General features: G+C 74.7%; 23 protein-coding genes and 1 pseudogene. 13 read left to right on the forward strand and 11 right to left on the reverse strand.

Annotation, left to right across the window (positions count from 1 at the left end; all coding sequences use genetic code 11):
* Window positions 1-2 precede the first annotated feature (2 nt).
* The 3 genes from BLS43_RS09450 to BLS43_RS09460 form a co-directional block, all read right to left on the reverse strand.
* Entirely contained in the window at window positions 3-1,820 is a 1,818-nt protein-coding gene (locus tag BLS43_RS09450; protein ID WP_093080436.1) for a phosphoenolpyruvate carboxykinase (GTP), read from the reverse strand.
* 377 nt (window positions 1,821-2,197) lie between these two features.
* Entirely contained in the window at window positions 2,198-2,512 is a 315-nt protein-coding gene (locus BLS43_RS09455) for a hypothetical protein (protein WP_093080440.1), read from the reverse strand.
* Between the two features lie 301 nt (window positions 2,513-2,813).
* Window positions 2,814-4,352, reverse strand: coding sequence for an MFS transporter (locus BLS43_RS09460; RefSeq protein WP_093080444.1), 1,539 nt, complete (start codon window positions 4,350-4,352; stop codon window positions 2,814-2,816).
* A gap of 189 nt (window positions 4,353-4,541) precedes the next feature.
* Here BLS43_RS09460 and BLS43_RS09465 point away from each other — a divergent pair, with 189 nt between their 5' ends.
* Together BLS43_RS09465 and BLS43_RS09470 are read left to right on the forward strand one after the other, a co-directional pair.
* Window positions 4,542-5,075, forward strand: coding sequence for a TetR/AcrR family transcriptional regulator (locus tag BLS43_RS09465; protein ID WP_093080448.1), 534 nt, complete (start codon window positions 4,542-4,544; stop codon window positions 5,073-5,075).
* A 99-nt stretch (window positions 5,076-5,174) separates the two neighbouring features.
* Window positions 5,175-5,984 (forward strand): alpha/beta fold hydrolase, encoded by an 810-nt coding sequence (locus BLS43_RS09470; RefSeq protein WP_093080452.1) that lies wholly within the window; start codon window positions 5,175-5,177, stop codon window positions 5,982-5,984.
* 18 nt (window positions 5,985-6,002) lie between these two features.
* Here BLS43_RS09470 and BLS43_RS09475 read toward each other — a convergent pair whose 3' ends face one another.
* From BLS43_RS09475 to BLS43_RS09490, 4 genes are all read right to left on the reverse strand, one after another.
* The gene (locus tag BLS43_RS09475; protein WP_218129766.1) at window positions 6,003-7,385 is read right to left on the reverse strand and encodes a metallopeptidase TldD-related protein; all 1,383 of its coding nucleotides are present in this window, start codon (window positions 7,383-7,385) and stop codon (window positions 6,003-6,005) included.
* Window positions 7,382-8,887: a TldD/PmbA family protein gene (locus tag BLS43_RS09480; RefSeq protein WP_245707400.1), complete on the reverse strand. Its 1,506-nt coding sequence runs from the start codon at window positions 8,885-8,887 to the stop codon at window positions 7,382-7,384. Before BLS43_RS09480 ends, BLS43_RS09475 begins: the two co-directional genes overlap by 4 nt.
* Before the next feature lie 82 nt (window positions 8,888-8,969).
* Window positions 8,970-9,191 carry a hypothetical protein gene (locus BLS43_RS09485; protein ID WP_093080461.1) on the reverse strand — a complete coding sequence of 74 codons (222 nt, stop codon included), beginning with the start codon at window positions 9,189-9,191 and terminating at the stop codon, window positions 8,970-8,972.
* On the reverse strand, window positions 9,184-9,990 hold the full coding sequence (locus tag BLS43_RS09490) for a hypothetical protein (RefSeq protein WP_093080466.1): 807 nt from the start codon (window positions 9,988-9,990) through the stop codon (window positions 9,184-9,186). Before BLS43_RS09490 ends, BLS43_RS09485 begins: the two co-directional genes overlap by 8 nt.
* Window positions 9,991-10,340: 350 nt before the next feature.
* Here BLS43_RS09490 and BLS43_RS30965 point away from each other — a divergent pair.
* A pseudogene (locus tag BLS43_RS30965) lies at window positions 10,341-11,498 on the forward strand (PH domain-containing protein); the annotation flags it as partial.
* 60 nt (window positions 11,499-11,558) lie between these two features.
* Here the strand turns inward: BLS43_RS30965 and BLS43_RS30970 are convergent.
* The gene (locus BLS43_RS30970; protein ID WP_176921249.1) at window positions 11,559-13,442 is read right to left on the reverse strand and encodes a DUF2339 domain-containing protein; all 1,884 of its coding nucleotides are present in this window, start codon (window positions 13,440-13,442) and stop codon (window positions 11,559-11,561) included.
* Between the two features lie 179 nt (window positions 13,443-13,621).
* On the opposite strand from BLS43_RS30970, the gene BLS43_RS09505 reads away from it, so the two are divergent.
* The 3 genes from BLS43_RS09505 to trmB are packed head-to-tail and all read left to right on the forward strand — an operon-like array spanning window position 13,622 to window position 16,381.
* Window positions 13,622-14,620, forward strand: a complete 999-nt coding sequence (locus BLS43_RS09505) for a glycosyltransferase family 2 protein (protein WP_281245825.1) — start codon at window positions 13,622-13,624, stop codon at window positions 14,618-14,620.
* 26 nt (window positions 14,621-14,646) lie between these two features.
* On the forward strand, window positions 14,647-15,720 hold the full coding sequence (locus tag BLS43_RS09510) for a glycosyltransferase family 2 protein (RefSeq protein WP_218129768.1): 1,074 nt from the start codon (window positions 14,647-14,649) through the stop codon (window positions 15,718-15,720).
* Complete coding sequence (gene trmB / locus BLS43_RS09515) at window positions 15,710-16,381, forward strand: tRNA (guanosine(46)-N7)-methyltransferase TrmB (protein WP_093080478.1); 672 nt, start codon at window positions 15,710-15,712, stop codon at window positions 16,379-16,381. Before BLS43_RS09510 ends, trmB begins: the two co-directional genes overlap by 11 nt.
* On the opposite strand, the gene paaI is transcribed toward trmB, so the two are convergent.
* A complete protein-coding gene (paaI, locus tag BLS43_RS09520; protein WP_093080482.1) occupies window positions 16,372-16,797 on the reverse strand; it encodes a hydroxyphenylacetyl-CoA thioesterase PaaI in 426 nt (141 codons plus the stop codon). The genes trmB and paaI overlap by 10 nt on opposite strands.
* Before the next feature lie 29 nt (window positions 16,798-16,826).
* Here paaI and BLS43_RS09525 point away from each other — a divergent pair, with 29 nt between their 5' ends.
* The 3 genes from BLS43_RS09525 to BLS43_RS09535 all read left to right on the forward strand — a co-directional run bounded on the left by BLS43_RS09525 (window position 16,827) and on the right by BLS43_RS09535 (window position 20,088).
* Window positions 16,827-17,444: an NYN domain-containing protein gene (locus BLS43_RS09525; RefSeq protein ID WP_093080487.1), complete on the forward strand. Its 618-nt coding sequence runs from the start codon at window positions 16,827-16,829 to the stop codon at window positions 17,442-17,444.
* Window positions 17,441-18,748 carry an amidohydrolase family protein gene (locus BLS43_RS09530; RefSeq protein ID WP_093080492.1) on the forward strand — a complete coding sequence of 436 codons (1,308 nt, stop codon included), beginning with the start codon at window positions 17,441-17,443 and terminating at the stop codon, window positions 18,746-18,748. The genes BLS43_RS09525 and BLS43_RS09530 overlap by 4 nt, the downstream gene beginning before the upstream one ends.
* An 83-nt stretch (window positions 18,749-18,831) precedes the next feature.
* The gene (locus tag BLS43_RS09535) at window positions 18,832-20,088 is read left to right on the forward strand and encodes a D-arabinono-1,4-lactone oxidase (protein ID WP_093080496.1); all 1,257 of its coding nucleotides are present in this window, start codon (window positions 18,832-18,834) and stop codon (window positions 20,086-20,088) included.
* A 288-nt stretch (window positions 20,089-20,376) separates the two neighbouring features.
* On the opposite strand, the gene BLS43_RS09540 is transcribed toward BLS43_RS09535, so the two are convergent.
* Window positions 20,377-20,871, reverse strand: a complete 495-nt coding sequence (locus BLS43_RS09540; RefSeq protein WP_093080500.1) for a hypothetical protein — start codon at window positions 20,869-20,871, stop codon at window positions 20,377-20,379.
* 806 nt (window positions 20,872-21,677) lie between these two features.
* On the opposite strand from BLS43_RS09540, the gene BLS43_RS09545 reads away from it, so the two are divergent.
* Both BLS43_RS09545 and BLS43_RS09550 read left to right on the forward strand, forming a co-directional pair.
* Window positions 21,678-22,964 carry an AI-2E family transporter gene (locus BLS43_RS09545; RefSeq protein ID WP_237194914.1) on the forward strand — a complete coding sequence of 429 codons (1,287 nt, stop codon included), beginning with the start codon at window positions 21,678-21,680 and terminating at the stop codon, window positions 22,962-22,964.
* Window positions 22,965-22,980: 16 nt separating this feature from the next.
* Window positions 22,981-24,465, forward strand: coding sequence for an SDR family oxidoreductase (locus BLS43_RS09550; RefSeq protein ID WP_093080509.1), 1,485 nt, complete (start codon window positions 22,981-22,983; stop codon window positions 24,463-24,465).
* Here BLS43_RS09550 and BLS43_RS09555 read toward each other — a convergent pair.
* On the reverse strand, window positions 24,431-25,336 hold the full coding sequence (locus BLS43_RS09555; protein WP_093080514.1) for an aldo/keto reductase: 906 nt from the start codon (window positions 25,334-25,336) through the stop codon (window positions 24,431-24,433). The two genes, BLS43_RS09550 and BLS43_RS09555, sit on opposite strands and share 35 nt — an antisense overlap.
* Window positions 25,337-25,427: 91 nt before the next feature.
* Here BLS43_RS09555 and BLS43_RS09560 point away from each other — a divergent pair, with 91 nt between their 5' ends.
* Together BLS43_RS09560 and BLS43_RS09565 are read left to right on the forward strand one after the other, a co-directional pair.
* Window positions 25,428-25,772, forward strand: coding sequence for an MmcQ/YjbR family DNA-binding protein (locus tag BLS43_RS09560; protein WP_093080518.1), 345 nt, complete (start codon window positions 25,428-25,430; stop codon window positions 25,770-25,772).
* 59 nt (window positions 25,773-25,831) lie between these two features.
* Window positions 25,832-26,374: a DUF1707 SHOCT-like domain-containing protein gene (locus BLS43_RS09565; RefSeq protein ID WP_093080521.1), complete on the forward strand. Its 543-nt coding sequence runs from the start codon at window positions 25,832-25,834 to the stop codon at window positions 26,372-26,374.
* Window positions 26,375-26,395: the final 21 nt, after the last annotated feature.

Below are 26,395 nucleotides of genomic sequence, written 5' to 3' on the forward strand. Positions count from 1 at the left end.
CCTTACAGGCCGAGGCGCTGCTTCAGGGCCTCGAGCTCGTCCCGCATCGAGGTGGGCAGCTTGTCGCCGACCTTGTCGAACCACTCCTCGATCAGCGGGATCTCCGCCTTCCACTCCTCGACGTCCACCACGAGCGCCGCGGCGACGTCCTCGGCGGGGGCGTCCACGCCCTCGAGGTCCATCTGGTCGGGGGTGGGGACGTAGCCGATGGGGGTCTCGACGGCCGCGGCCTTGCCCTCGATCCGCTCGATGATCCACTTGAGCACGCGGCTGTTCTCGCCGAACCCGGGCCACAGGAAGCGGCCGTCCTCACCGCGGCGGAACCAGTTCACGTAGAAGATCGCGGGCAGCTTGTCCGCGTTCGCGCCCTTGCCGACGTTCACCCAGTGCTGGAAGTAGTCGCCGACGTTGTAGCCGAGGAACGGCAGCATGGCCATCGGGTCGCGGCGGACCTGGCCGAGGCCACCGGCCGCGGCGGCGGTCTTCTCCGACGACATCGTGGCGCCGAGGAAGGTGCCGTGCTGCCAGTCCCGCGCCTCGCTGACCAGCGGGACGGTGGTCTTGCGGCGGCCGCCGAACAGGATCGCGGAGATCGGGACGCCGTTCGGGTCCTGCCACTCGGGCGCGACGACCGGGCACTGCGCGATCGGCACGGTGTAGCGCGAGTTCGGGTGCGCCGCGTCGGTGCCGGACTCGGGCGTCCAGTCGTTGCCCTTCCAGTCCACGAGGTGCTGCGGGTCGCCCTCGAGGCCCTCCCACCAGACGTCCCCGTCGTCCGTCAGCGCGACGTTGGTGAAGATCGCGTTGCCCGCCTCGATGGTGCGCATCGCGTTCGGGTTGGACTTCCAGTTGGTGCCCGGCGCGACGCCGAAGAAGCCGAACTCCGGGTTGACGGCGTAGAGCCTGCCGTCCGCGCCGAAGCGCATCCAGGCGATGTCGTCGCCGACGGTCTCGGCGCGCCAGCCGGGGATGGTCGGCTGCAGCATCGCGAGGTTGGTCTTGCCGCAGGCGGACGGGAAGGCCGCGGCGACGTAGTACGCCTTGTCCTCCGGGCTGATCAGCTTGAGGATCAGCATGTGCTCGGCGAGCCAGCCCTCGTCGTGCGCGATGGCCGAGGCGATCCGCAGCGCGTAGCACTTCTTGCCCAGCAGCGCGTTGCCCCCGTAGCCGGAGCCGTAGCTCCAGATCTCGCGGGTCTCCGGGTAGTGGACGATGTACTTCGTGGCGTTGCAGGGCCACGGGACGTCCGCCTGGCCCTCGGCGAGCGGCGCACCGACCGAGTGCACCGCAGGCACGAACTTGTCCCCGGCCGCGTCCAGCAGCGGCAGCACGGAGGACCCCATCCGGGTCATGATCTTCATCGAGACCACGACGTACTCGGAGTCGGTGATCTCGACGCCGAGCATCGGCTCGTCCGCGTCGAGCGGGCCCATGCAGAAGGGCACGACGTACATCGTGCGGCCGCGCATGGAACCGGCGAAGAGTGGCTGGAGCGTGGCCCGCATCTCGGCCGGGTCGGCCCAGTTGTTGGTCGGGCCCGCGCCGTCCTCGGTGGCGGAGCAGATGAAGGTGCGCTCCTCGACCCGGGCCACGTCGTCGGGGTCGGAGGCGGCGTAGAAGCTGTTCGGCTTCTTCTCGAGGCGCGTGAAGGTGCCCGCGTCGACCAGCTTGGTCGTCAGGCGGTCCCACTCGGCGTCCGAGCCGTCCGCCCAGACCACCGCGTCCGGCTGGGTCAGCTCGGCGATCTCACGCACCCACGACAGCAGGCGCGCGTTGGTCGTGGGCGCATCGTCGATCCCGGGAACGGTCGCTGCGGTCATGTGTGTCTCCTGCCCGGCCGGCCCCCGTCAACCGGCCCGCGGAAATGCTGGAACAACCTCGCCTGGTCGGGACGAGGCTGTAACGGGGAAAGATGACTACGGAGGTTACCGGCCGAAGCGTGTTCCCCACATGGGCATGAACTGTCGAACGGCTCACAACACCGATCATGGAATCGATACAGATTGTGAGGACAAAGCCGTCCACCACCGTCTTCGCAGCTCGCGGCGCTCGCGGTGGCGTAGCACTCACACGTTCTGCACAGCGGCCGGTGGTTCCGGGGTGCGACGCCCCCATGACGACCGTGTGAAATCGGGCAGGGCACTTACGAATTCGAAATACGCAACCATGCCCGGTGAAGGAACAATTCCCGCCCTCTTCAGGCGCTGCGGAGCACCCCGGGACGAGTGCGCGCGGGGGTGTGCGCGATGGCGGGCAGCAGGATCGGCAGCCGGTGCGCCTGCACCTGCCAGAAGCGGTCCCCGGGCTCGGCAGCGCGCCAGGCGTCCGCCAACCGGGCCGCGGCGTCCGGGTCGGTGATCCGACGCGGGCGGGGACGCATCCCGCACCGCTCGCGGATCTCCGCGTCCAGGGCCCGCCAGGCCTCCTCGGCCGAGCTGAAGACCTGCACGTCGGCGGGGCCCTCCTCATCGCCGATGACCAGGGTGTACGCGCTCACGGCGTCCAGCGACACGGATCCGACCTCCTCGCATTCGGCTCCGCGACGACGACGGCGCGGGGTCACTCTCGAACTTCGTCCGACCCGAGGTTCAACGCCCATGGTGCGGGCCCGGGTGCGGCGACCCGTGCAGGACGCGCCGGGCGGGCAGGTGAACACGACGGATGGATGCGCCGAACGGCGTTTGCGCCTGCGACGGCCGGGGTAACTCCACCGGTTCCGCAAGCCGGCACGTTTCGTGCACTGAGTGCTGCATGATCACGCGTTGCGTGCTCTCAGCGCGGTGCGGACCGCACTGAGAGCACACAACCGCTGATCATGAGCGGGTGCGCAGGCCGCGGATCACGGTGAGCGCCACCAGCAGCAGCGCCGCCGTGCCGACCGCGGCCGTGACGTCGACGCCGAGGGCGAACGCCTCGCGGGCCGAGCCGAGCAGCGCGCTCGCGGCGTCCGCGGGCAGACCCGCGGCCACGTCCGTCGCACCCCCGAGGGTCTGGGTCGCGATCTCGCGCTCGGGCCCCTCCAGGTCCGTGACGACCGCGCCGCGGTAGACCGCGCTGAGCACGCTGCCCAGCACCGCCGTGCCCAGCACGGCGCCGACCTCGTAAGCGGTCTCCGACACCGCGGAGGCGGCCCCGGCCCGGTCGGCGGGCGCCGCGGCGAGGATCGCGTCGTTCGTGATCGTCTCGCAGAGCCCGATGCCCGCGCCGATCAGGATCGTCGCCACCAGCAACAGGGTCTCCGCCGAGTCCGCGCCGAGCTGCGTGCACAGCAGGTACCCGGTCGCGGCGACAACGAGGCCCGCGGGCACCAGGACCCGCAGCGGGAAGCGTCGGGCCAGCGCGGCCGCGCCGAGCCCGGCGAGGATCGTCGCGACCATGCCCGGCACGAGGACCAGCCCGGCCTGCATCGGCGAGCGCCCGAGCACCAGCTGCAGGTACTGCGCCGAGAAGAACAGCAGACCCGTGTAGGCGAACATGGTGGTGGCGTTGGCCAGCACCGACACCCGCACCACCGGGGTGTGGAACAGCGACAGGTCGATCAGCGGCTGCCGCCCGGCCGCCGCGAGGGCACGGCACCGACGGACGAACAGGACGCCCGCGACCACGGCCACCGCCGCGGCGGCGACCGCGCCGGGGGTGATCCCGTACTCGCCGACCAGCTTGATCGCGAGGACGCCGGGCACCGCGGCGAGCAGGGACAGCCCCACGCCGATCAGGTCCGGGCGCCCCGGCGACGCCATCCGGGACTCGGGCAGCAGCGGCCGGACGGCGAGCAGCACCAGCACGACGACCGGCACGTTGACCAGGAACACCGCGCCCCACCAGAAGTGCTGGAGCAGCAGCCCGCCGACGATCGGGCCGAGCGCGGCGCCCGCCGCGAACGCGGTGGCCCACACGGCCAGCGCGAACCGCCGCTGGGTCCGGTCGACGAACAGCGTGCGCAGGATCGCCAGCACGCTCGGCATCAGCATGGCGCCGAAGAAGCCCAGCGCCGCACGGGCGGCGACGAGGTGGGCCCCGTCCGTCGCGAAGGCGGCCAGCGCCGAGACCGCGCCGAACCCGACCAGCCCGACCGTCAGCAGCCGACGTCGCCCGATCCGGTCGCCCAACGTGCCCATGGTGACCAGCAGACCGGCCAGGACGAGGGGGTAGGCGTCGACGATCCACAGCAGGGTGGTCGCGTCCGGCCGAAGAGCCCTGGAGATCGCGGGCAGCGCGAAGCTCAGCACCGTGTTGTCGATCGCGACGAGCAGGGTCGGCAGGAAGAGCACGGCGAGCGCGAGCCAGGCGCGGACGCCGGCGCGCTCCGGCGCCGGGGAGGCGGAGCGGGTCGTGGGGAGGGTGGCGGTCATGGCGAAGTACGTCCTTGCACGCGGGGCGTGGTCGAATCTGGCACAGGAATGAACCGTCCAGACGGTGTAGTGAACCGTCCAGACGGTACAGTCAAGAACGCGTGAACGGCAAGGCGGCATTCCCGCAGTGAGGGGGCCCACCACACCGCGCGTCCCCGGCGCGGGCGGGCACGCCGATAGGGTGCGGCGATGCCGAGCGCCCGAGATCGCGTCCTGGACGCGTACGAGACGCTGTTGATCGAGGCGGGCCCGGCGAGCGCGACCCTCGAGGCCGTCGCCGCGGCCGCCGAGGTGTCCAAGGGCGGCCTGCTCTACCACTTCGGCTCGAAGGAGGCCCTGACCGAGGGCCTGCTGGAGCGGCTGCGCGCGCGCAGCAAGGCGGACGTCGCCCTGATGCGCGAGGACCCCGGCGGCGCGGTGGCCTACTACCTCAAGACCTCCGTTCCCGGCGCCGAGTCACCCGCGGGCCTCACCCGCACCTACCTCGCGACGCTGCGGATCGCGGACGGCAGCACGGCGGGGGAGTCGGCGCGCCGTGCCCTCGCCGAGGTCGACGCGGACGGCCTCGCCGCCCTCGGGACCGAGATCGAGGACCCGGTGCTCGCCTGGCTGGTCCAGCTCGTCGGCGACGGCCTCTACCTGCGCACACTCACGGGTGCCCCGCTCACCGGCGGCCTGCGCGTCGACGACCTGCTGGCCCGGATCCGCGACCTCCTCGGCTGAGTCCCCGGCCGGACCCGCCGGAGGGACCCACGTCACGCCCCGTCGGAAACCGTTAACGCTCCGTCGATCGGCGCCGAGCCACCCGCTCGGGGGTTCGACATGGTGGTGGTACGACGGGGCATCGTCGAGGTCGACATGGACCGGGTGGGGGCGGGGCCGCCGGTGGTGCTGATCGGGGGCATCGCGCGGCAGCGGCTGTGGTCGGGGCTGGCGGAGGCGCTGGCCGACCGCTACCGCGTGCTCATGCTCGACGTCCACGGCCAGGGCGCGACCCCGGCCTGGACGGGCGAGCACCGGATGACGTTGGCCGGTCAGGCCCGGCTGGTGCACGCGCTGACCGCGGGGAGCACCGAGCGGCTCGCGCTGGTGGGCCACTCGCTCGGCGCGGCGGTGGCGTTGCGGGCCGCCGTGGAACTCGACGAGCGGGTCGCGGCGGTCGTCGCGTTCGAGCCGACGGCGTTCGCGCTGCTGGACACCCCCGGGCGCGAGGAGTCCTGGGCGGCGGTGCGCGCCGAACGCGACCGGCTGCGCGCCCGGCTCGCCGCGGGTGAGCGCGAGGAGGCGGTGCGCGGTTCCTCCGACTTCTGGCTGGGCCCCGGCTCGTGGGACCGGTTCACCCCCGAGGAGCGCGCGCCGATCGAGGACGGCATCGAGCACCGGCTCGCCGAGTGGGACGCGGTCACCGACCCCGGCCTGACCCTGGCCGACCTGGCGACGGGTCCCGCGCCGACGATGCTGGTCAGCGACCCGGAGACGCTGCGCCCGGTCCGAGAGGTCACCGAGGTCCTCGCCGAGGCGCGCCCGGACTGGACCCGCGTCGACCTGCCCGGCGCCGGGCACTGGGCGCCGCTGACCCGCCCGGACCTCGTGCACCCGCTGGTCCGCGGGTACCTGGAGGAGCACCTCTGAGCTCGGGCGGGCTCGTGTTCATCGGCCCAGCGACACCGAGCTCATCCGGAAGTCCGGGATGCGCACGCCCGGGAACCGGCAGCGGGTGAAGTAGTCCTTCCACTCCCGGGGCAGGGCGGGCGCGGTGGCCCCGACCTCGGTGGTGCGGCGCAGCATGTCCAGCGGCGAGTAGTTGAAGCGGAAGTTGTGGTCCACCTCGGCGGTGACCTCGCCGTCCTCCACCAGGTACACCCCGTCCCGGGTCAGCCCGGTGAGCAGCAGCGTGGCCGGGTCGACCTCGCGGATGTACCAGAGGCAGGTCAGCAGCAGGCCGCGCCGGGTGCTCGCCACCATCTCCTCGATCGACGCCGAGGAGCCGCCGGTCAGGATCATGTTGTCGCCCGCGGGGGTGAAGGCCGTGCCGAACTCGGCGGCCTCGGCGCGGGTGTACTGCAGCTCGTGGACCTCGCCCTCGCGGATCCACTCGACCCGACGGGTCGGGGCCCCGTTGTCGAATACCGCGGTGCCGCCGCCCGCGATCACGACCGGCTCGTACTCCAGCCCGGGCTCGGCGGGGTCCGAGTACAGCGTGAGCGGCAGGTCGGTGAGCCGCTCGCCCACCGCGGCCCGGCCGGTGAACGCGCTGTGACCCTCCTGCGCGGCCCGGCCCTCCATCGACCAGCCCAGGTAGACCAGCATGTCCGACACCGCGGAGGGCGGCATGAGGGTCTCGTAGCGGCCCGGCTCGAGGGACACCTTGCGGCTGCTCCAGGCGAGCCGTCGGTCGGCCTCGGCGGCCAGGGCCCGGACGTCGACGTCCGTGTAGTCCCGGGTCGCCGCGCCCACCCACGCGGACGAGTCGGCGCTCTTCGCGTTCAGCTCCACCGACCCCGTCGGCTGCACCCAGCGCCGCCGGACGCCCGTGGACGTGCCCAGCCAGCTCGTGGTCAGCGAGTGGTCGGCGAACCCGAACTGGCGCGCAGGCCCCGCCAGCACCTCGGCCAGCCCCTCCGCGAGGTCGGCGTACACGGCGATCGAGGTGCGCGCGCCGGGCTCGCCCCAGCCCGGGTCCTCCGCCGACGGCTCGGGCAGCGGTGCGGCGTCCTTGGCGGGTCCCGCCTCGCGGGCGCTGCGTTCGGCCGCGGCCACGAGGTCGACGAGCCGCGCCGGGTCCGTGACGACCTCGCCCAGGCTCACCGTGCCCGCGGCGGGTCCGCCCGGCAGGTCCACCAGCGCCGCGACCGTGACCCGCGACGAGAGCGTGGACCCGTTGGTGGTCATGGTGGAGTTGGCCCAGCGCAGCACCGCCTCGCTGGTCTCGCTGACGATCACCACGCAACCGAGCAGGTGCCGCCCCGCCGCGAGGGTGCGCTCGACGATCTCCTGCGGGGTCAAGGTGGTCGTGGTGGACGTGGTGCTCACTGCCCCTCCTCCGCCGTGTTCAGCACCCGGATCCCGCGGAACAGCGCGCTCGGGCAGCCGTGGCTGACCGGCGCGATCTGGCCGGGCTGGGCCTTGCCGCAGTTCATCGCACCCCCCAGCCGCCAGGTGGAGGGGCCGCCGATCCCGGCCAGCGCCCCCCAGAACTCCGTGGTGGTGGCCTGGTACGCCACGTCCCGCAGCTGGCCCGCGAGCCTGCCGTGCTCGATGCGGAAGAACCGCTGCCCGGTGAACTGGAAGTTGTAGCGCTGCATGTCGATGGACCAGGAGCGGTCGCCGACGACGAGGATCCCGCGGTCCACCTGCGCGATCAGCTCCTCGGTCGTGGTGTCCCGCACCGGGTCCGGGGCCAGCGACACGTTCGCCATCCGCTGGAGGGGGACGTGGTGCGGGGAGTCCGCGTAGGCGCAGCCGTTCGACCGGTCGAGACCCAGCCGCGGGGCGAACGTGCGGTCCACCTGGTACCCGACGAGCGTGCCGCCGCGCACGAGGTCCCACTCGCCGGTGGTCACCCCGTCGTCGTCGAACCCGATGGTGGCCAGGCCGTGCGGGACCGTCCGGTCGCCGGTGACGTGCATGAGCTGCGAGCCGTACCGGAGGGTGCCGAGGAGGTCCGGCGTGGCGAAGGAGCCGCCCGCGTAGGCCGCCTCGTAGCCGATCGCCCGGTCGTACTCCGTGGCGTGCCCGACGGACTCGTGGATGGTCAGCCACAGGTTCGTCGGGTCGATCACCAGGTCGTACACACCCGCCTCGACCGACGGCGCCTTCGTCTTCTCCGCCAGCAGCTCCGGGAGCTCGGCCAGCTCCGCCTCCCAGTCCCAGGCGGTGCCGGTGAGGTACTCCCAGCCGCGGCCCGCGGGCGGCGCCAGGGTGCTCATGGTCTCGAACGTGCCCGCACCCGGGTCGACGGTGGTGACCGTGAGCCCGGGCTCGATCCGGACCCGCTGCTGCAGCGTGCGGGTGCCCGCGAGGTCCGCGTAGAACTTGCCCTCGCGCACCTGGGTGACCCCGGCCTGCACGTGGTCGATCCCGTCGCTCGCCAGCAGCCGCCGGGAACGCTCGGTGAGCAGCGCGACCTTCTCGGCGGTGGGCACGGTGAACGGGTCGATCGCGTAGTCCGACACCCACTCCGCGACGTGCACGGGTTCCGCGGCCCGCTCCACCCGCTCTCGCGCGACGGGCGCCAGGGTCCGTGCCACCTCGACGGCCCGCTCCGCGGTCTCCGCCGCGCGCCGCGGCGTGGGCTCGACGTGCGAGGCGAATCCCCACACCCCGTCGACCAGGACCCGGACCGCGAGCCCGGTGCTCACCCCGTCCGCGACGCCGGTGACCTCCCCGTCCCGCAACGAGATCCGCTGCGACACCAGCCGCTCGATCCGCAGGTCGGCATGCTGCGCCCCGAGCGCGCGGGCGCGGGCGATCGCCGCCTCGGCGCACGCCTCGAGCGGGAGCGCCCGGAACTCCGGATCCATTTCGGCTGACACGGGACCCACCGTAGCGACGCTCCCCGACCCGACCCCGCCGAACCGGGCTCGGGCGCCGGAGTCGTCCACAGGTTCGGCGAACTCAGTCGAACCACGTCCACGGCGCCCACCAGTGCACCTCGCGCGGCCCGACGGTGTCCGGCCCGATCCGGACCGTCCGGTCGGCGAGCCCGTCCCCGTCGAGGTCGGTGTGCAGCACCAGGTCCGGTCCCTCGACGACGGCCGCGGTGTCCGCGTGCCCGTCCGCGTCGGTGTCGAGGTCCGCAGGTCCGATGCCGACCCGGATCGGCTCGATCTCAGCCATCCTCCGCCCCTCCCAGGGTGCGCAGTTCGTGGACGATCGCGGCCCGCCGGTCGGCGGCGAGCCGGTCGAGCACGGGCCCGGCCCGCTGTTCGAGGGTGAGGAGCGCGGTGTCGAGCTCGGCGCGCAGGCCTGCGCCGGCGGCCCCCAGCGCCGCGTCGACCCAGCGGGCCCACCGCTCCCGCGCGACGGCCCGCCTGCGGTGCACCGCCAGCAGCGCGACCGCCGCCACCGCGAGACCGACGGTGAGCGGCAGGAGGATCCGTCCACCCGCGACCGTCAGGCCCAGCGCGGGGGCGCCCGCGGCGAGGACCAGCGCCACCCGCACGGCGCCCCCGCCGCCGGAGCGGACCAGCGCCTCGACCCAGCCGACGCGCGGGGGGAGGGCGGGCAGGACCGGCCCCGCACCCGGGGACCGGAGACCCGGATGCGGCTCGGCCACTGCCTGCCCGAGCAGCGCGGCGGGGATCGGGTCGAGCCCGGAGAGGCTCCCCGCCACCCGCCGGACCGCCGCCTCGCCCTCGGCGCGCGCCGAGCCGACGGCAGCCGACCGGAGCGCGGCGAGCGCGGGTTCCAGCAGGGCGGGCAGCCGGGCGGGTGCCGCGCGCAGCCACGGGGCGGTCGACTCCCGCAGGACGCGAAGGGCCACAGGCAGTTCCGCCCGCGACGCCACGGTGACCAACGCCAGCTCGGCGCGTAGCGCGGCCCGGGGCGCGGCCGCCGCCCGGCGCTGTGCCTGCAGCTCGGATCGCCTGGCGGACAACGCGTCCGCGTACCGGTGCGGGTGGACGAGGGACTCCATGGCGGCAGCATGGCGCCCGCGCCCGGCCCCCGGCCCCGAACGCGGCGAAAGCGTTCACGGGTGCGAACGAAGATCGCCCGACCCCGCGACTCGCCACGGCGCCGGGCGTGCGTCAGAGTGGTCGGTCGGGTCGGCGGCGAGACGGGACGGGGTGCGGCGTGGAGGACGATCCGGGGGAGTGGGCCTCCCTCGACTCCCGCACCGTGCCCGCCTCGGGCGTGGTCGCGACGGTGACGGCCGCGGTGGTCGGCGCGGCCGCCGTCGTGGCCGTCGCGACCCGCGCACCGGAGGCGGCCGGCGTCGCCGCGCTGTGGACCCTCGCCGCGGCGGTCGTCCTCGTGCTCGGCACGGTGTCCTGGGCCTGGGCGCGGTGGCGCGGCGCGGCCTACCGGGTCACCCCCGAGCGGGTGGAGCTGCACACCGGGACGCTGGTGCGGCGCAGGCGGTCCCTGCCGCTGGACCGGGTGCGCACGGTGGACGTCACGGCCGGGCCGGTGCTGCGGGCGTTCGGCCTGGTGGTGCTGCGGATCGGCACCGGGCAGCAACGCGGCCGCGGCGAGGCGACGCTGGCGCTGCGGCCCGTCGACCGGATGGACGCGGAGCGGCTGCGCTCCCTGCTGCTGGACCGGATGCGCTCGGCCGGCGGGCCCCCGGCGGGACCCGCGGACGGCCGGATCGCCGAGCTCGACCCCCGCTGGCTGCGCTACGGCGTACTGACCGCGGCCACCCCGCTGCTCGGCGTGGCGGTGACGCTCCTGCTCGTCGTCGGGCTGGACCCGGTGCCGGTGTGGCTCGCCCTGGTCCTGGTGCTGCCGGTCGGCGCGGCCGCCGCGCTGGTGCTCTACGCCGAGACCTGGAGCGGGTTCCGGCTGGACCGCGAGCCCGGGGACACCCTGCGCGTCCGGCGGGGCGTGGTGACCACACGCTCGATCTCGCTGGAGGAGCGCAGGCTGGCGGGCGTGGAGCTCGTGGAGCCGCTGGGCGCCCGGCTGGCGGGCGCGGCGCGGGTGGACGCCGTGGCCACCGGGCTGCTCGTCGGCGGCACCGAGAGCACCGAGCACCGGACCCTGCTGCCGACCTCGCCGCGCAGGCTCGCCGAGCGGGTCGTGGCCGTGATCCTGGGCGAGTCCCGCGCCCCGACGGCGGCGGCGCTGGCCCCGCACCCGGCCGCCGCCCGGCAGCGCAGGCTGCGCCGGGCCGCGGTGGCGGTGGCGGTGCCGGTGATCGCGCTGGCGCTCACCGGGATCCCCGCGCTGATGATCACGGCGGCCGTCCTGCTCGTCGTGGGCGGGCCGCTCGCGGCCGCCCTCGCCGTCGACCTGGCCCGGGGGCTGGGACACGCGGTCAGCGGTGACTACCTGGTGGTGCGCGCGGGGTCGCTGCGGCGCAGCACGGTCGCGCTGCGCCGCACCGGCGTGGTCGGGTGGACCGTGCGGCAGACGGTGCTGCAGCGCAGGCGGGGGCTGGTCACCGTGGTCGCGACCACGGCCGCGGGCCGCGGCGCGTTCCACGCCCACGACGTCGACGCCCGCGCGGGCGTGCGGCTGGCCGCGGCCGCGACGCCGCGGCTAGTCGTCCCGTTCGTGGCGGGCGACCAGGCGCGCGTAGCGGCTGCCCGCGGCGAGCAGGACCAGGCCCGCGCCGAGGAACGCCGCGACCCGGGCGAGCCCGTCGAGCGCGACGAGATCGAACAGCACCAGCTTGCCGACGGCCGCCGCCACCAGCACCAGGCCCGCCACCCGTAGCGCGGGCCGGGTCACCCCGCGGGCGAGCAGGACCAGTGCGGCCACCGTCCACGACACGGTGACGACGGCGTGTCCGGCGAGGAAGCCGACCCCACTGCCACCGGACACGAGCAGGGCCGCGGCGACCACGGCGCCGGTCGCCCCATAGAGCGCGACGAGCGCCGTCGGTGCCCAGAGCACGGCGGTTCCCGCGTCCGCCCGGACCAGCCCGACCCGCCCGGCGGCCACCAGCGCCGCCACGGCGGCGGCGAGCAGCAGCAGCCCGGCGACCACGGCCGCGGGCAGGCCCCGGAAGGGCACCGACCCGACGACGGCGTCGACCCGCAGCTCCGCGCCCAGCACCGACACGAGCCCGACCAGCCCGAACGCGCCGCCGACGGCGAGCAGGGCCCGGCTGCGCAGCCCGGCCGCCGCCACGAGCAGCACCGCCGCCTCACCGACCAGCACGAGGTGCTGGGGCGTACCGCGCAGCGCGGTGACCGTGGCGATCAGCACGGCGAGCCCGGCGACGGCGGTGGCGGTGGCCCGGACGCCCGCGGACGGCGTGCGCCACACCGCGAACGCCGCCAGGACGAGGGCCGCGAGCAGCGCGGGCCAGGCCTCGGCCGGACCGTCCCCGCGCCCGACGACGGCGAGCACCGGCACGGCCGCGGCCGCCAGCACCGCCGCCGCGGCGGCGGGCCTGCCGGAGCCCGCTCGTCCGGCCGGGCCCAGGACCACGGCGACCGCGGCCGCCACGCCGACGACCAACGCCACCAGCGCCAGCGCCGCGAGCCGGGTCCACCCGGCGTCCGACGCCGCGGCGGCGACACCGCAGTACAGCGCCGACCACACGGCCGTGACCACCGCAGGCGCGGCCCAGCCGCGGCGCAGCACCACCGGCGCGCACACGATCTGCAGGACGAGCGCGAGGGCGCCGGTGAGGACCGTCGGGCCGTCGGCGACGAACGGGGTCAGCACCCCCGCGCCGACGACCACCCCGACGGCGAGCGGGCGCGCGCCCCAGCGGTCCGCGAGCGCCAGCCCGCCCGCCGCGACGACCATCGCGAGCCCGCCCGCGACCAGGTCGGGGACCAGGTCGTAGAGCGCCGCGGCCGCGGCGAGGGACAGGAAGAGCGCCGCGACCCCGGTGCCGGCCAGGGCCTGGGCCCCCACGGTCACCCGGGTCCGGCCCCGGTGCAGCCACAGCCCCAGCCCGACCAGCACGATCCCCAGCGCCGCCCCGGCCGCCACGCGCGCGGTCGGCCCGAACCACCCGCGCGAGGCGGCGAGCACGAGCAGCAGCACCACGCCGAGGAGCGTGACCGCACCGCCGATCGTCGCCAGCAGGGCGGCGCTCGACACGGTCCGCAGCCGGTCCACCCACGTCGGACGGCGCGGCCCGGCAGGCACCGCGTACTGGAAGGCCGGGCCCGGGGTCCACGGCACACCCGCAGGCGGCGCCCACCCGGCGGGACCCGACACGCGCGGCGGGCCGAACGGCCCGAGGGCGTCGGCGGGCGGTCCCGGAGGCGGCTCGGCGTGCGGGCCCGCGGGCCGGACGGCCATCCCGGCGGGAGCGGTGGACTGCGGGGCCCGCAGCTCTCCCACCAGCATGTTCAGCGTGTCGCCGAGGGTGGCAACCCGATGGGCCAACTGGCCCAGCTCGACCGCGACGGCATGGACCCGTTCGTCGACGGCGGGCGGACGACCGGTCGGTGTGGTCATACCGGTGAGCGTGCCCCTCCGGCACCCGTGCAGGATGCGTGGGACTACGAGCATCGGATCACGAAACGGTCACGCTCCCCGCGCGCCGCGTCCCGAACGGGTGACATCTGGATCATCCGCAACCCGGGAGGCGGCGGATCGTTGGTCCGGTGGAGCGGACCTGTCTCTCTGGAGGTTGTGTGAGCGCCGTTACGCCCGCCCGGTCGGGACCGCCCCACGGGGCACCCGGGGCGCCGCCGTACCGCGGACCCCGGCCTGCAGGCCCGTTCCCCCCGAACGCGCCGCAGGGCCCCGGGCCCGCGCCGTACGGCCCGCCGCCCGTCGGCTACCGACCGGCCCCCGCCCCCGGCATGCCCCCGCACGGCGGCCGTCCGGCGGCGCCCCCGGCACCGCTGGACGTCGACCGCCGCCCACGGCCCCGCCAGGCGCCGCGGCGCTCCGGCAATCCGGCCGTGACGGTGGTGGTGCCGACCCGCAACGAGGCGCGCAACCTCGAGGTCGTGCTGCCCGCGATCGCGGCCGTGCGGCCCGCGGTGCACGAGATCATCGTCGTGGACGGCAACTCCACGGACGGCACGATCGAGACCGCGCGCCGGACGCTGCCCTGGGTGCGGTGCATCACCCAGACCCGCAAGGGCAAGGGCAACGCCATGGCGTGCGGGTTCGCCGCCGCCACCGGCGACGTGATCGTCATGTTCGACGCGGACGGCTCGGCCGACCCCGCCGAGATCCCGTCGTTCGTCCGCGCCCTCATCGCGGGCGCCGACTTCGCCAAGGGCTCCCGGTTCGCGAAGGGCGGCGGCAGCGAGGACATCACGCTGCTGCGCAAGTCCGGCAACGCCGGGCTGAACGCCGTGGCGAACGCGCTGTTCGGCACGTCCTACACCGACCTGTGCTACGGCTACAACGCCTTCTGGGCCGACCTGGTCCCCATGCTCGAGCTGCCGGACACCGACATCCCGCAGCCCGAGGACGGGACGATGATCTGGGGCGACGGGTTCGAGATCGAGACCGTGCTCAACTGCCGGATCGCCGCGGCGGGCCTCAAGATCACCGAGGTGCCGTCGATCGAGAAGGAACGCATGTTCGGCGAGACGAACCTGAGGACCTTCGCGGACGGCACCAGGGTGTTGCGTACCCTGCTGTCGGAGCACCGGCGCGCCGACAAGAGGAAATAGGCGCATCCAGGAGGGACCCCCGCCCCGTGAACCTGTTCGAGCCGGCCGGGCAGCCCCCGGTCACCGCGACCGTGGTGGTCTGCGTCTACACGGACAAGCGCTGGGCGGACATCGTCGCCGCGGTGAACTCCGTGGCGGCCCAGGACGTCCGGCCGGTCGAGACGATCGTCGTCGTCGACCACAACCCGGCGCTGCTGGAGCGGTGCCGCGCGGAGCTGACGGGCGTGACCGTGCTGCCCAACGCGCACAAGCAGGGTCTGTCCGGCGCCCGGAACACCGCGATCGAGGCCGCGACCGGCGAGGTCGTCGTGTTCCTGGACGACGACGCGTCCGCCCGCGAGGGCTGGCTGCGCGCCCTCCTGGCGCCCTACGCCGACAAGGACGTGATCGGCGTCGGCGGGATCGCCCACCCCCGGTGGCCGGTCTCCCGCACCGCGGTCCACGACTCCGGCCGTCCCTCCACGCTGCCCGGCGGCACCAACCGGGACGCCACCGGCGAGCTGGACTGGATCGTCGGCTGCACCTACACCGGCCAGCCCACCGAGCAGGCCGAGATCCGCAACCTCATGGGCTGCAACATGTCCCTGCGCGCCGAGGTGTTCGAGCGGGTGGGCGGGTTCGCCGAGGACATCGGCCGGATCGGCAAGAACCCGCTGGGCTGCGAGGAGACCGAGCTCTGCATCCGGGCGCGGCAGGCCTACACGGCGGACGGCCGGGACGTGAAGATCCTCTTCGAGCCCGCCGCCGCCGTGGACCACCGGGTGTCCGACGACCGGGTCGACTGGTCCTACCTGCGTCGCCGCAGCTGGGCGGAGGGTCTGTCGAAGGCCGCCGTCTCCAAGCTGGTGGGGCAGGGGGACGCGCTGTCCACCGAGTCGAAGTACGTGGCCACCGTGCTGCCGAAGGCGCTGTTCCGCGAGGTGCGCCACAAGCGCCCGGCCTCGGCCGCCGCCATCGTGACCACGCTGGGCTTCACCGCCGCCGGGTACCTGCGGGGCAAGCTGCCCGGGGCCACCGCGCACGTCCAGCTGCCCGCCTCCGACTCCGTCGCGGCTCCGCAGGCGCCCAAGGTCGACTCCCTCTCCGCTGATGGGGCCTGACACCCGCATCCCGTCGTTCGTCCACCACCGCACGCGGCTCACCGAGGGCCAGCAGCACGCCTGGGACACGCTGTGGCCGGTGTACGGCGGGGACGTCGCGGACGTCGATCGGCTCGAGGGCCTCGACGGCCCGGTCGGCCCGGTCGTTCTCGAGATCGGGTCGGGGAACGGCGAGGCGACGGCGCTGATGGCGGCCGCCGAGCCCGACCGGCGACACGTGGCCGTCGAGGTCTACGAGCCCGGCCTGGCGCACCTGCTGATCCGGCTGCGCGAGCTCGGGCTGGAGAACCTGCGGCTGCTCCGCGGGGACGCGGTGGACCTGCTGGAACGCGCGGTGCCCGAGCGCTCCCTGGAAGGCGTCCGGATCTTCTTCCCGGACCCGTGGCCCAAGCGCCGCCACCACAAGCGGCGCCTGGTGCAGCCGGACTTCGTGGCGCTGGCCGCCTCCCGGCTGCGCCCGGGCGGCTGGCTGCACCTGGCCACGGACTGGCAGCACTACGCGGACCAGATGCTGGCGGTCTGCTCGGCGTGCCCGGCCCTGCGGCCGGATCCCGCCATGGACCCGTGGCTGCCCCGCCCGGACTCCCGCCCGCTCACCAAGTTCGAGCAGCGGGCCGTCCGCGAGGGGCGCGCGATCCGGGACCTCCGGTACTACGCGTAGGGCGGCGGCAGGTGCGGCACGGCGCGCGAGCGGCCCCGGAACTCGGCGACCACCGCGTCCCCCGCGGTGATCGTCACGTCGTAGATCCCGGACTTCCCGGCGAGCGCGATCTCGCGGGCCTCGGCCACCAGCTCGTCACCCAGCCGTCCGGCGCGCAGGAACGAGACGTCCCCGCCCGCGGCCACAGTGGACACCCCGCGGCTGTTGCAGGCGAAGGAGAACGCCGCGTCGGCCAGGAAGAAGAGGTAGCCGCCGTGGGCGACCCCGTGGCCGTTGAGGTGCGACTCGCTCACGGTCATCGTCGCCCGGGCCCGCCCGGGGCCGATGTCCAGCAACCGGATCCCGGCCGCCCGGATCGCCGCGTCCTGCGCCGTCATCGCCGCGGCCACCCGTTCGGCGGTCTCCTGCTCGTCCATCCGAGCATCATGCGGGATAGGGTCGCGCGGTGACGTCGACCGGCCCGCTCCCGCGCGTCCTGCTCGTGTGGGATGCGCCCAACATGGACATGAGCCTCGGCTCGCTGCTGGGGGCGCGACCCACGTCGGCGTACCGACCGCGGTTCGACGCGGTGGGTCGCTGGCTGCTCGACCTCGCCGGGCCGGAGGCCGTCGCCGAGGCGTGTGTGTTCACCAACGTCGCCCCCACCTCGACGGACGTGATCCGGCCCTGGGTCGAGGCCCTGCGGAACGTGGGTTTCGCGGTCTTCGCCAAGCCGAAGATCACCGAGGACAGCGACATCGACGACGACATGCTCGCGCACATCGACATGCGCCTGCAGGAGGGCCACCTGCGCCACGTCGTCGTCGCGTCGGGGGACGGGCGGGCCTTCCGCGAGCCGCTCGAGAAGCTGATCGAGCAGCACGTCGACGTCACGGTGATCGGGTTCCGGGAGTACGCGAACTTCGCGCTCGCCTCGGAGACCATCTCGTTCCTCGACCTCGAGGACATGGACGGGGTGTTCCGCGAGCCGCTGCCGCGGATGACCCTGGAGACCCTGCCGGACGAGGGCGCCTGGCTGCCGCCGTTCCGCTCGCTGCGGTCCCTGCTCGATCCCCGCCGGTGATCCGGTACTCCGCACCCGTCGTCCTGACCTGCGGCGACGGCTTCCCGATCGTGCGGGACGGCGTGGTCGACGTGCTGCCCTCCGGCCGGCTGGGGTACGTCGGGGCCGCCGCCACCGCGCCGCGGCACGAGGGGCCGGTGCAGATCCTGTCGGGCCTCCTGATGCCCGGGATGGTCAACACGCACTGCCACACGCCGATGGCGCCGCTGCGCGGCCTGGGCGGCGACCTGCCGCTGCTGTCCTGGCTGCAGGACGTCATGTGGCCCGCCGAGGCGCAGCTGACCGCCGAGGACGTGCGCGCCGCGATGACCGCGGGTGCGGTCGAGCTCCTGCGCACCGGCTGCACCACCAGCGTCGAGATGTACTTCTTCACCGACGCCGTGCTGTCCGCCGTGGACGCCGTCGGGTCCCGGGTGGTCCTCACGCCCGGGATCCTCGCCGCCCCCGGGTGGGACCGGCTCGGCTCGTGGGAGGAGCTGCGGGACGACGTGTCCGCCCGGATCGACGCCGACGGGCGCGTCTTCGGCGAGCACGACCGGTTCGAGCTCGGCTACGGACCCCACTCCGCGTACACCCTCTCGCCCGCCGCGCTGGAGTCGATCGCCGCCGAGGCGCAGGCGCGGGGGGCGCTGATGCACGTCCACGTGGCGGAGTCGGCGCAGGAGGACACGGCCGTCCGGGCGAGCCACGGCTCCGTGCCCGCGCTGCTCGACTCGCTCGGGGCGCTGTCCGGGCGGGTGCTCGCGGCGCACTCCGTCCAGCTCTCGGCGGAGGATCTGGCGCTGTACGCCGCCCGCGACGTCGCCGTGGCCCACTGCCCGGGCTCGAACGCCAAGCTCGCCGCCGGGGTCGCGCCGGTCCGGTCGCTCCGCGCGGCCGGGGTGCGGGTGGGGCTGGGCACCGACGGCCCCGCCTCCGGGGACGACCTCGACCTCTGGCACCAGGCCCGGCTCGCCGCGCTCTTCGCCCGGATCCGCGAGGACGACGCGGCCGCCCTGACGGCCGCGGACGTGTTGCTCATGGCCACCCGAGACGGTGCCGCCGCGATCGACCGCCCCGACCTCGGCGTCCTGGAGGAGGGCCGGTGGGCGGACATGGTGCACGTGGACCTCGAGGACCAGGCCTTCGTCGACCCGAGCGACGACGCCCAGCTGATCTCCAACCTCGTCTGGGCGGGCGGCTCCCGCCTGGTCCAGGACGTGTGGGTCGCGGGCCGCCTGGTGGTCGAGGACGGCGAGCCCGTCCTGGTGGACGCCGCCCGCACCCGCGCCGACCTCCGCGACATCGCCGCCCGGCTGCACTGACGGGGTTCCGGGGGAGTGCACGTTGCGTGCGCTCAGTGCTGCATGACCACGGGTCGGTGCCGCCGGGACGTAGGGTCGACGGGATGTGGACGAACTGGTCGGGCGGGCAGAGCTGTCGGCCCCAGCGCACCGACCGACCGCTCGACGAGGCGGGAGTGGTCGCGGCCGTCCGGCGGGCCGCCGAGCGCGGGCTGGCCGTGCGGCCCGTCGGGTCCGGGTACTCCGAGAGCACCCTGTCGCTGACCGGAGACGTGCACCTCGACTGCTCGGCGCTGACCGGGGTCGTCGACCTGGCCGACGACGTCGTCCGCGTGCGGGCCGGCGCGCGGCTGACCGAGGTGCACGCCGCCCTCGCCGAGCACGGCCGCGCGCTGGCGACCGTCCCGCACGGCCCGGGCGCCACCGTCGGCGGGGCGATCGGGACCGGGACCCATGGCGGGTCGCGCCAGGTGGGGTCGCTGTCGGCGCAGGTCGTCGGGGCGCGGTTCGTGGACGGCACCGGCACGCTGCGCCGGGCGGAGGACGCCGATCTCGACGCCCTGCGCTGCCACCTCGGCGCGCTCGGCGTGCTCACCGAGGTCAGCCTGCGGACCGTGGCCGCGACCGTCGTCGACGGGCACGAGGAGGTCGTCGACCCAGCGGAGGCCACCGCGCCGGGCGGGCCGCTGGACACCCGGCCGTGGGCGGCGCTGCAGGTGCACCTGCCCAGCGGCGAGGCGCTGCTGCGGTGGGCGGGCCCCGCCGAACAGCGCGACCCGGTGCCGGAGGCGACGGGTCCGGTGGACGCGATCGGACGCGTCGTCACGCGGCTGGGGCACTCGGCGTCCGCCCAGCTGTCGGCGCAGTGGTCGGCGCAACGGTCGCGACCCGCGCCGCGCTGGGAGGGGGTGCCGACCGCGGCGCCGTACGTGCTGCTGCCGACCCCGGACCCCGCCCGCGAGACCTCCACGGAGTGGGCGGTCCCCCGCGAGGCGCTGACCACGGCGCTGCGCGAGCTCCATTCCGCGACGACGACGCGGGAGCTCGAGATCCGACGGCCGGTCGAGGTCCGCGTCGGGCCCGCCGAGACGGGCTGGCTGCACCCGGCGTTCGGGCGGGCGACCGGGTGGATCGCGGTGCGCAGCCCGCGCGGGGCCGACGACGGGCCGTTGTTCCGGCTGGTGGGGTCGGTGCTGGAGGGGATGGGCGGGCGCCCGCACTGGGCCGGGCGCCACGACTGGACGGCGGCCGACCTCGCCGTCGCCTACCCCCGGCTGCCGGACTTCCGCGCGGTGCGGGACCGCCTCGATCCGGACCGTCGTTTCGCGGGTGCGCACATGCAGGCGCTGCTCGGCCCCTGAGGCGCGGACCGCCGTCCGGACCGAGGTGCCCGAGTCGCGGCCCGGGTCGTCCGACTCGCGTGTCCGGAACGCGGGACTCGCGTGTCCGAAGTGGGGGACTCGCGGAACAGGACGGGGCCGGGGGCCGCGGTCCGGTCACTCCCCCGGACCCCGGGCCACCGGCCCCTGGTCGACGTCGGTCCGCTCCCCAGCGAATCGACGCCTCCACGGTCCCGAAGCGACCGCGGATGTCCTCCTGCTTCTCTCATTTCCCCGCGACTCCCCAGCCGCGGGAAACCCTGGAACCCGTCAGAACGACAGGTGGTGGTGCCCCGAGCCGGAACCGACGGCCTTGCGGTGGTGGCGTCCGCCGTGCGCAGACAGGTCGCCGAACGCCTGCGGCCCGGTGTCGGTCAGCGAGGTGTACGCCGGGGCCACGGGGGCGTAGGCGGGCACGTGGGCCGCGTAGAGCGGGGCGTAGGACGGGCCGGCCGAGACGGGCGGGGCGACCGGCGGCGCCGCGGGCGCGGGGGTGCTCAGCGACGCGAGGGCCTGCACCGGGATCGGCGCGGTCAGCGGGTCGCGGCGGAACTCGTCGAGCGCCTCGGCGGAGCGCCGCGCGGGGCGCGTCCGGTCGCGCTGGGCCTCACGCTGGGCTTCGCGACGGGCCGTCGGCTCGTGCTGGCGCCCGCGCCAGCCGCCGACGGTGAGCGCATGGAAGATCGGGGTCTCCGCTGCGATCTCGGTGCGGCTCGCGTGCCGCCCGGGGAAGGGTCCGGTGTCCTCGACACCGCGCACGCGCACCGTGCTCCGTCGTGCTGATCCCTGAGCCCCGCTCTGGGTCCGCTCCCTGTCGGTCACGCCCCGCACCTCCGTCTCTCGTCCGTCGTGTGCGGCGAGATGGTGCCATCGGCCCTGTCCCCACAGGGCCGTTCGGCCGCACACACCACCCACAACGGGGTCACCTGCTCGGGGAAACGGGTCGGGCACGGTCGTTACCCACTTTGCGGTGGGTTCCATTCGTTCGGGTGGTGTAGATCCACTTCCGAGGCGCCCGTATCGCTCTCCGCAGCCGGCGACGGCGCCTGCGACCCGGCCGGAGATCGTCTCGGCCGCCGTGTCCGGGCTCGGCGACGGCTCCCACGTGCATCGTCTCCGCGCCCTCACTCGATCGGGACGCGGGCCTCGGACGCCCCCGCGCCGACCCGCCGAACCCGCTCCGGAGCCGATCTTGACAGCGACCGCCGGAAGTCGTTCTCGCCCAGGTCACGGCGGTGTCACAACCCTCGGACGGCCACACTTTCGGGGTCGATCGGAGGCGCCCGGCGTGTTCCTCCGGCGCCCCCGCGAGCCCGCCGCCTACTGTCGCTCGCAACAACCGAAGATCACGCAGTTTCACCGAGGGTCAGCGGGTTCTCACTCCGGTGCACCACATGGCCCACAGGTGGAGGTCAACTACACGGGTGTCATTCGACTCTGCGTGACATCACTGCTCCACCTCGGTGGCGTCCGCGCGGCCCGCTCACCGCAACGGAGCAGTGCAGCCCGGCCCGCCGACGTCACGAGCGCACCGGCGGGCCGGACGGGCCCACGGGGGCTACCGTGCGCGGGTGAGCGACGATCCCGGTCCGCTGCCGCCCGACCGCACGCCCCCGGCGGTGCCCGCGCGGGGCCCCCACCACGCGTCCCCGGGGGCCGAGCCCGCCCCGCGCGCGGAGGACCGGGAGGAGCGCGCGGCCGCGGCGATCCCCACCCCGCTGCGGGTGATCTCCGAGATCTGCGCCCGCTCGCTGGTGATCGCCGCCGCCTTCGGTCTGCTGATCTTCCTGGTCATCCAGCTGCGCATCGTCGTGGTGCCCGTGGCGATCGCGGTGCTGCTGTCGGCGTTGTTGGCCCCGCTCGTCCAGCTGCTGACCCGCAACCGCGTGCCCCGCGGGGTCGCGGTGGCGCTCACCATGCTCGGCGGGCTGGCGGTGATCGGCGGCCTGCTGTCGTTCGTCGTCAACACGTTCATCGGCGGCTTCCCCGACCTGCAGCGCCAGCTCACGGCCAGCCTGCAGGCCGTCCAGGAGTTCCTGGCGGGGGCGCCGTTCAACCTCAGCTCCGAGCAGCTGCGCAACCTGCCCGGCCAGATCGGGCAGGCGATCACCAGCGGCCAGGAGACGCTGACCACCGGCGTGCTCACCACCGCGGCGACCATCACCGAGCTGGGCGCGGGCATCGCGTTGGCGATCTTCACGCTGATCTTCGTGCTGTACGACGGCGCGCGGATCTGGGGTTTTCTGCTCAAGGCCACCCCGCGGCACCGGCGGGACAAGATCGACGTGGCCGGGCGGCGGGCCTTCGCCACGCTCGTCGGCTACACCCGCGCCACGATCCTGGTGGCCTTCGTCGACGCGATCGGCATCGGCATCGGGCTGTGGGCCGTCGGGGTGCCGCTCGTGGTGCCGCTGGCCGCGCTGGTGTTCCTGGGCGCCTTCATCCCGACCGTCGGCGCGGTGGTGTCCGGGGTCGTCGCGGTGCTGATCGCGCTGGTGGCCAACGGGCTGATCCCCGCGGTGATCATCCTGGCCGTGGTGATCGGGGTGCAGCAGCTGGAGGGACACGTGCTGCAGCCGCTGCTGCTCGGCCGCGCGGTCAAGCTGCACCCGCTGGCCGTGGTGCTGGCCGTCGCGGCGGGCGTGGTGATCGCCGGCATCCCCGGCGCCCTGCTGGCCGTGCCGCTGCTCGCCGTCGTCAGCGCGGCCGTGCGGTCCTGGGTGCGCACCGACGAGCCACCCGCCTACGCCGTCAATCCGGTGGACCCGCACGAGGGCAACCCCGACGTGGCCCAACGCATCCGGGTCCCGAGCTGGTGGACCCGGCTCTTCCGTCGACTGGCAGCCGACCGCCGGTGAGACGACGATCGGTGCCGTGCGATATCTCGTGACCGGCGCCACCGGCTACATCGGCGGCAGGCTGGCGCCCCGCCTCCTCGCCCAGGGCGGCGCGGACACGTCCGTGCGCTGCCTGGTCCGCGACCCGGGGAAGCTGCGGGACGTCCCGTGGGCCGCGCACGCCGAGATCGTCCAGGGCGACCTGCTCGACCCGGACGCGGTGCGGGCCGCGTGCGAGGGCGTGGACGTCGTCTACTTCCTCGTGCACTCGCTGTCCGAGCACGGGTTCGCGGCGACCGACCGCAAGGTGGCCCTGATCCTCGGTCAGGCGGCCCGCGAGGCGGGTGTGCGGCGGATCGTCTACCTCGGGGGCCTGCACCCGGACGGGCCGCTGTCCGAGCACCTGCAGTCCCGGGCCGAGGTGGGGGAAATCCTGCTCCGCTCCGGCGTCCCGACGGCGGCGCTGCAGGCGGCCGTCATCCTCGGTTCGGGGTCGGCCAGCTTCGAGATGCTGCGCTATCTGACCGAGCGGTTGCCGGTGATGCTCACCCCGAGCTGGGTCCACAACCGCATCCAGCCCATCGCCGTGCGGGACGTGCTGCGGTACCTGATCGCCGCGGCCGGCCTGCCGCCCGAGGTGAACCGGACCTTCGACATCGGCGGCCCGGACGTCCTCACCTACCTCGACATGATGCAGCGCTACGCCGCCGTGGCCGGCCTGCCCCGGCGCCGGATCCTCAGCGCGCCGGTACTCACCCCCCGGCTCTCCGCGCACTGGGTCAACATCGTCACGCCCGTGCCGAAGGGCATCGCGGCGCCGCTGATCGAGTCGCTGGTGCACGAGGTCGTGTGCCGGGAGTCGGACATCGACCGGTACGTGCCCGCCGAGGGCCGCCTCGGCTACGAGGAGGCCGTGCGGCTGGCCCTCGCGCGGATCGGCGACGGCGAGGTGGAGACCCACTGGTCGAACGCGGCCGTGTCGGGGGCGCCGTCCGATCCGCTGCCGAGCGACCCGGCCTGGGCGGGAGGGACCGTCTACACCGACGACCGCGAGGAGGTGTCGGCGGCGACGCCCGAGGCCCTCTGGCGGGTCGTCACCGGCATCGGCGGCGAGCGCGGCTGGTACTCGTTCCCGCTGGCCTGGTCGGTGCGCGGCTGGCTGGACCGGCTCGCGGGCGGGGTCGGGCTCACCCGCGGGCGCCGCGACCCGGACCGCCTGCACGTCGGGGACGCGCTGGACTGGTGGCGGGTCGAGGAGATCGAACCCGGCACCCTGCTGCGGCTGCGGGCCGAGATGAAGGTGCCGGGGCTCGCCTGGCTGGAGATGGGGGTGGCGCCGGACCCGCGGGGCTCGCGCTACACCCAGCGCGCCGTGTTCGTGCCGCGCGGGCTGACCGGCCACCTCTACTGGTGGTCGGTCGCGCCCTTCCACGGCATCGTGTTCGGGGGGATGGTCCGCAACATCACCGGGGCCGCCGAGGCCACCTCTACAGCGCCGACACGCCTTCGTCGAGCCGGTTGACCTCGTCGAGCGAGAGCTGCAGCTCGGCGGCGGCGCAGTTGTCCTCGAGGTGCCCGAGGTCGGACGTGCCGGGGATCGGCAGCATCACCGAGGAGCGCTGCAGCAGCCACGCGAGCGCGACCTGCGGCGCCGTGACCCCGTGCGCCCAGGCGACCTCCGCGACGGCGCCGCCGGGCTCGGCCAGCCCACCCGCCGCGACCGGGTGCCAGGGCATGAACCCGAGACCGTTCTCGGTGCAGTAGCGCAGCACGTCGTCCGAGCTGCGGTCGACGAGGTTGTAGCGGTTCTGCACCGTGGCGACCGGTACCGTGCGCCGGGCCTGCTCGATCACCTCGACGGAGACCTCGGACAGCCCGACCTCACCGATCTTGCCCTCGGACTGCAGCTCGGCGAGCACGCCGAACTGCTCGTCGGCGGGCACCAGCGGGTCGACGCGGTGCAGCTGGAACAGGTCGATCCGCTCCACGCCGAGGCGGCGCAGGGACAGCTCGCACTGCTGGCGCAGGTAGTCCGGACGCCCGCAGGGCACCCAGCGGCCGGGGCCGGGCCGGAGCTGCCCCGCCTTGGTCGCGATCGTCAGCCCCTCGTACGGGTGCAGGGCCTCGCGGATCAGGTCCTCGGAGGTCTCCGGGCCGTAGGAGTCCGCCGTGTCGATCAGGTTCACCCCGAGGTCGACGGCCCGACGCAGGACGTCGATCGCCGCCTTGGGGTCGGCGGGCGGACCCCACACGCCGGGGCCGGTGATCCGCATGGCGCCGAACCCGAGCCGACGGACCTGAGGTCCCTCGCCGATCCGGAAGGTGCCCGCCGACGCGATGGGGCGCGCGTCGGCGTCAGCGGCGGGCCCGGAGTGCGTGATGGCGCTGGTCATCGGCCCAGGGTGACACCGTCGGTGCCGGGACGGCCGCCGATCGTGACCAGTGCCTCCCTGTTCCGGGCCGACGGCGTTCTAGGCTGACGGCGTGGCGGACGCCGAAGACGTCCGGCGCCTCGCCCTGTCCCTGGCGGGCGTCGTGGAGATCGACAGCGACGGGTTCGACTTCCGGGTCGACGGCAAGGGCTTCGTCTGGTCGTACCCGGACCGCGTCGGCGGGAAGCGGGTGATCCGCACGGACGTCGCGGTGCTCTACGTCGGCGACGAGGCGGAGAAGCAGGCGCTGCTGCTCGGCGAGCCGGACCTGTTCTTCACCACACCCACCTACGACGGGCTGCCCTTCGTGATGGTGCGGCTGGAGCGGGTGAGCCCGGCGCGGCTCGCGGAGCTCGTGGAGGACGCGTGGCGGATGCGGGGCGAGCAGCGACCCTGAGGTCCTCCCGGGGTTTCTCCCGGATCCCGCGGGGCCCGGCCCGGACTAGCGTCCCCGCCATGGGGGACGAACTCCGAGCACAGGACCTGCGGGTGTCACACGCCGAGCGCGAGCACGTCGCCCGGCTGCTCAGCGAACACTTCGCCGAGGGCCGGTTGACCGTCGACGAGTACGGGGAGCGCAGCGCCGCCGCCACCGAGGCCGTCACGCGGGCCGACCTGAACCGGCTGCTGATGGACCTCCCGGGCGCGGAGGTCGCGCGCAGGCGCGAGCTGCTGGAACTGGTCACCACCGGCGGGGACCTCACCCGCAAGGGCGAGTGGCTCGTGCCCGCGCGGATCGTGGTGCGCTCCCGGTTCGGCAACGCCTCGCTGGACTTCCGGTCGGCCCGCTTCTCCGTCCCCGTCGTCGCCCTCGAGTTCGACCTGACCTTCGGCAACCTCGAGCTGCGGGTGCCGAAGGGCACCACGGTCGACCTGGAGGACGCGCGCACCGGGTTCGGGGAGGTCAAGGACAAGATCGGCCCGAGCCTGGAGCGCGGCAACCCGCACCTGGTCGTCGTCGGCCGGACGCGGGTGGGGAACGTCCGCGTGCGCCACTAGGCCTGCCCGCCGCCGAGCGGT

The organism is Pseudonocardia oroxyli, from assembly GCF_900102195.1.
GTDB lineage: Bacteria > Actinomycetota > Actinomycetes > Mycobacteriales > Pseudonocardiaceae > Pseudonocardia > Pseudonocardia oroxyli.

What these genes read in the sequence shown, in the direction of transcription:
- BLS43_RS09450 (WP_093080436.1), bottom strand. Translation starts at nt 1,820, where the DNA reads ATGACCGCAGCGACCGTTCCCGGGATCGACGATGCGCCCACGACCAAC.
- BLS43_RS30970 (WP_176921249.1), bottom strand. Translation starts at nt 13,442, where the DNA reads ATGACCACACCGACCGGTCGTCCGCCCGCCGTCGACGAACGGGTCCAT.
- BLS43_RS09460 (WP_093080444.1), bottom strand. Translation starts at nt 4,352, where the DNA reads ATGACCGCCACCCTCCCCACGACCCGCTCCGCCTCCCCGGCGCCGGAG.
- BLS43_RS09565 (WP_093080521.1), top strand. Translation starts at nt 25,832, where the DNA reads ATGGGGGACGAACTCCGAGCACAGGACCTGCGGGTGTCACACGCCGAG.
- BLS43_RS09485 (WP_093080461.1), bottom strand. Translation starts at nt 9,191, where the DNA reads ATGGCTGAGATCGAGCCGATCCGGGTCGGCATCGGACCTGCGGACCTC.
- BLS43_RS09490 (WP_093080466.1), bottom strand. Translation starts at nt 9,990, where the DNA reads ATGGAGTCCCTCGTCCACCCGCACCGGTACGCGGACGCGTTGTCCGCC.
- BLS43_RS09465 (WP_093080448.1), top strand. Translation starts at nt 4,542, where the DNA reads ATGCCGAGCGCCCGAGATCGCGTCCTGGACGCGTACGAGACGCTGTTG.
- BLS43_RS09555 (WP_093080514.1), bottom strand. Translation starts at nt 25,336, where the DNA reads ATGACCAGCGCCATCACGCACTCCGGGCCCGCCGCTGACGCCGACGCG.
- paaI (WP_093080482.1), bottom strand. Translation starts at nt 16,797, where the DNA reads ATGGACGAGCAGGAGACCGCCGAACGGGTGGCCGCGGCGATGACGGCG.
- BLS43_RS09470 (WP_093080452.1), top strand. Translation starts at nt 5,175, where the DNA reads ATGGTGGTGGTACGACGGGGCATCGTCGAGGTCGACATGGACCGGGTG.
- BLS43_RS09535 (WP_093080496.1), top strand. Translation starts at nt 18,832, where the DNA reads ATGTGGACGAACTGGTCGGGCGGGCAGAGCTGTCGGCCCCAGCGCACC.
- trmB (WP_093080478.1), top strand. Translation starts at nt 15,710, where the DNA reads ATGGGGCCTGACACCCGCATCCCGTCGTTCGTCCACCACCGCACGCGG.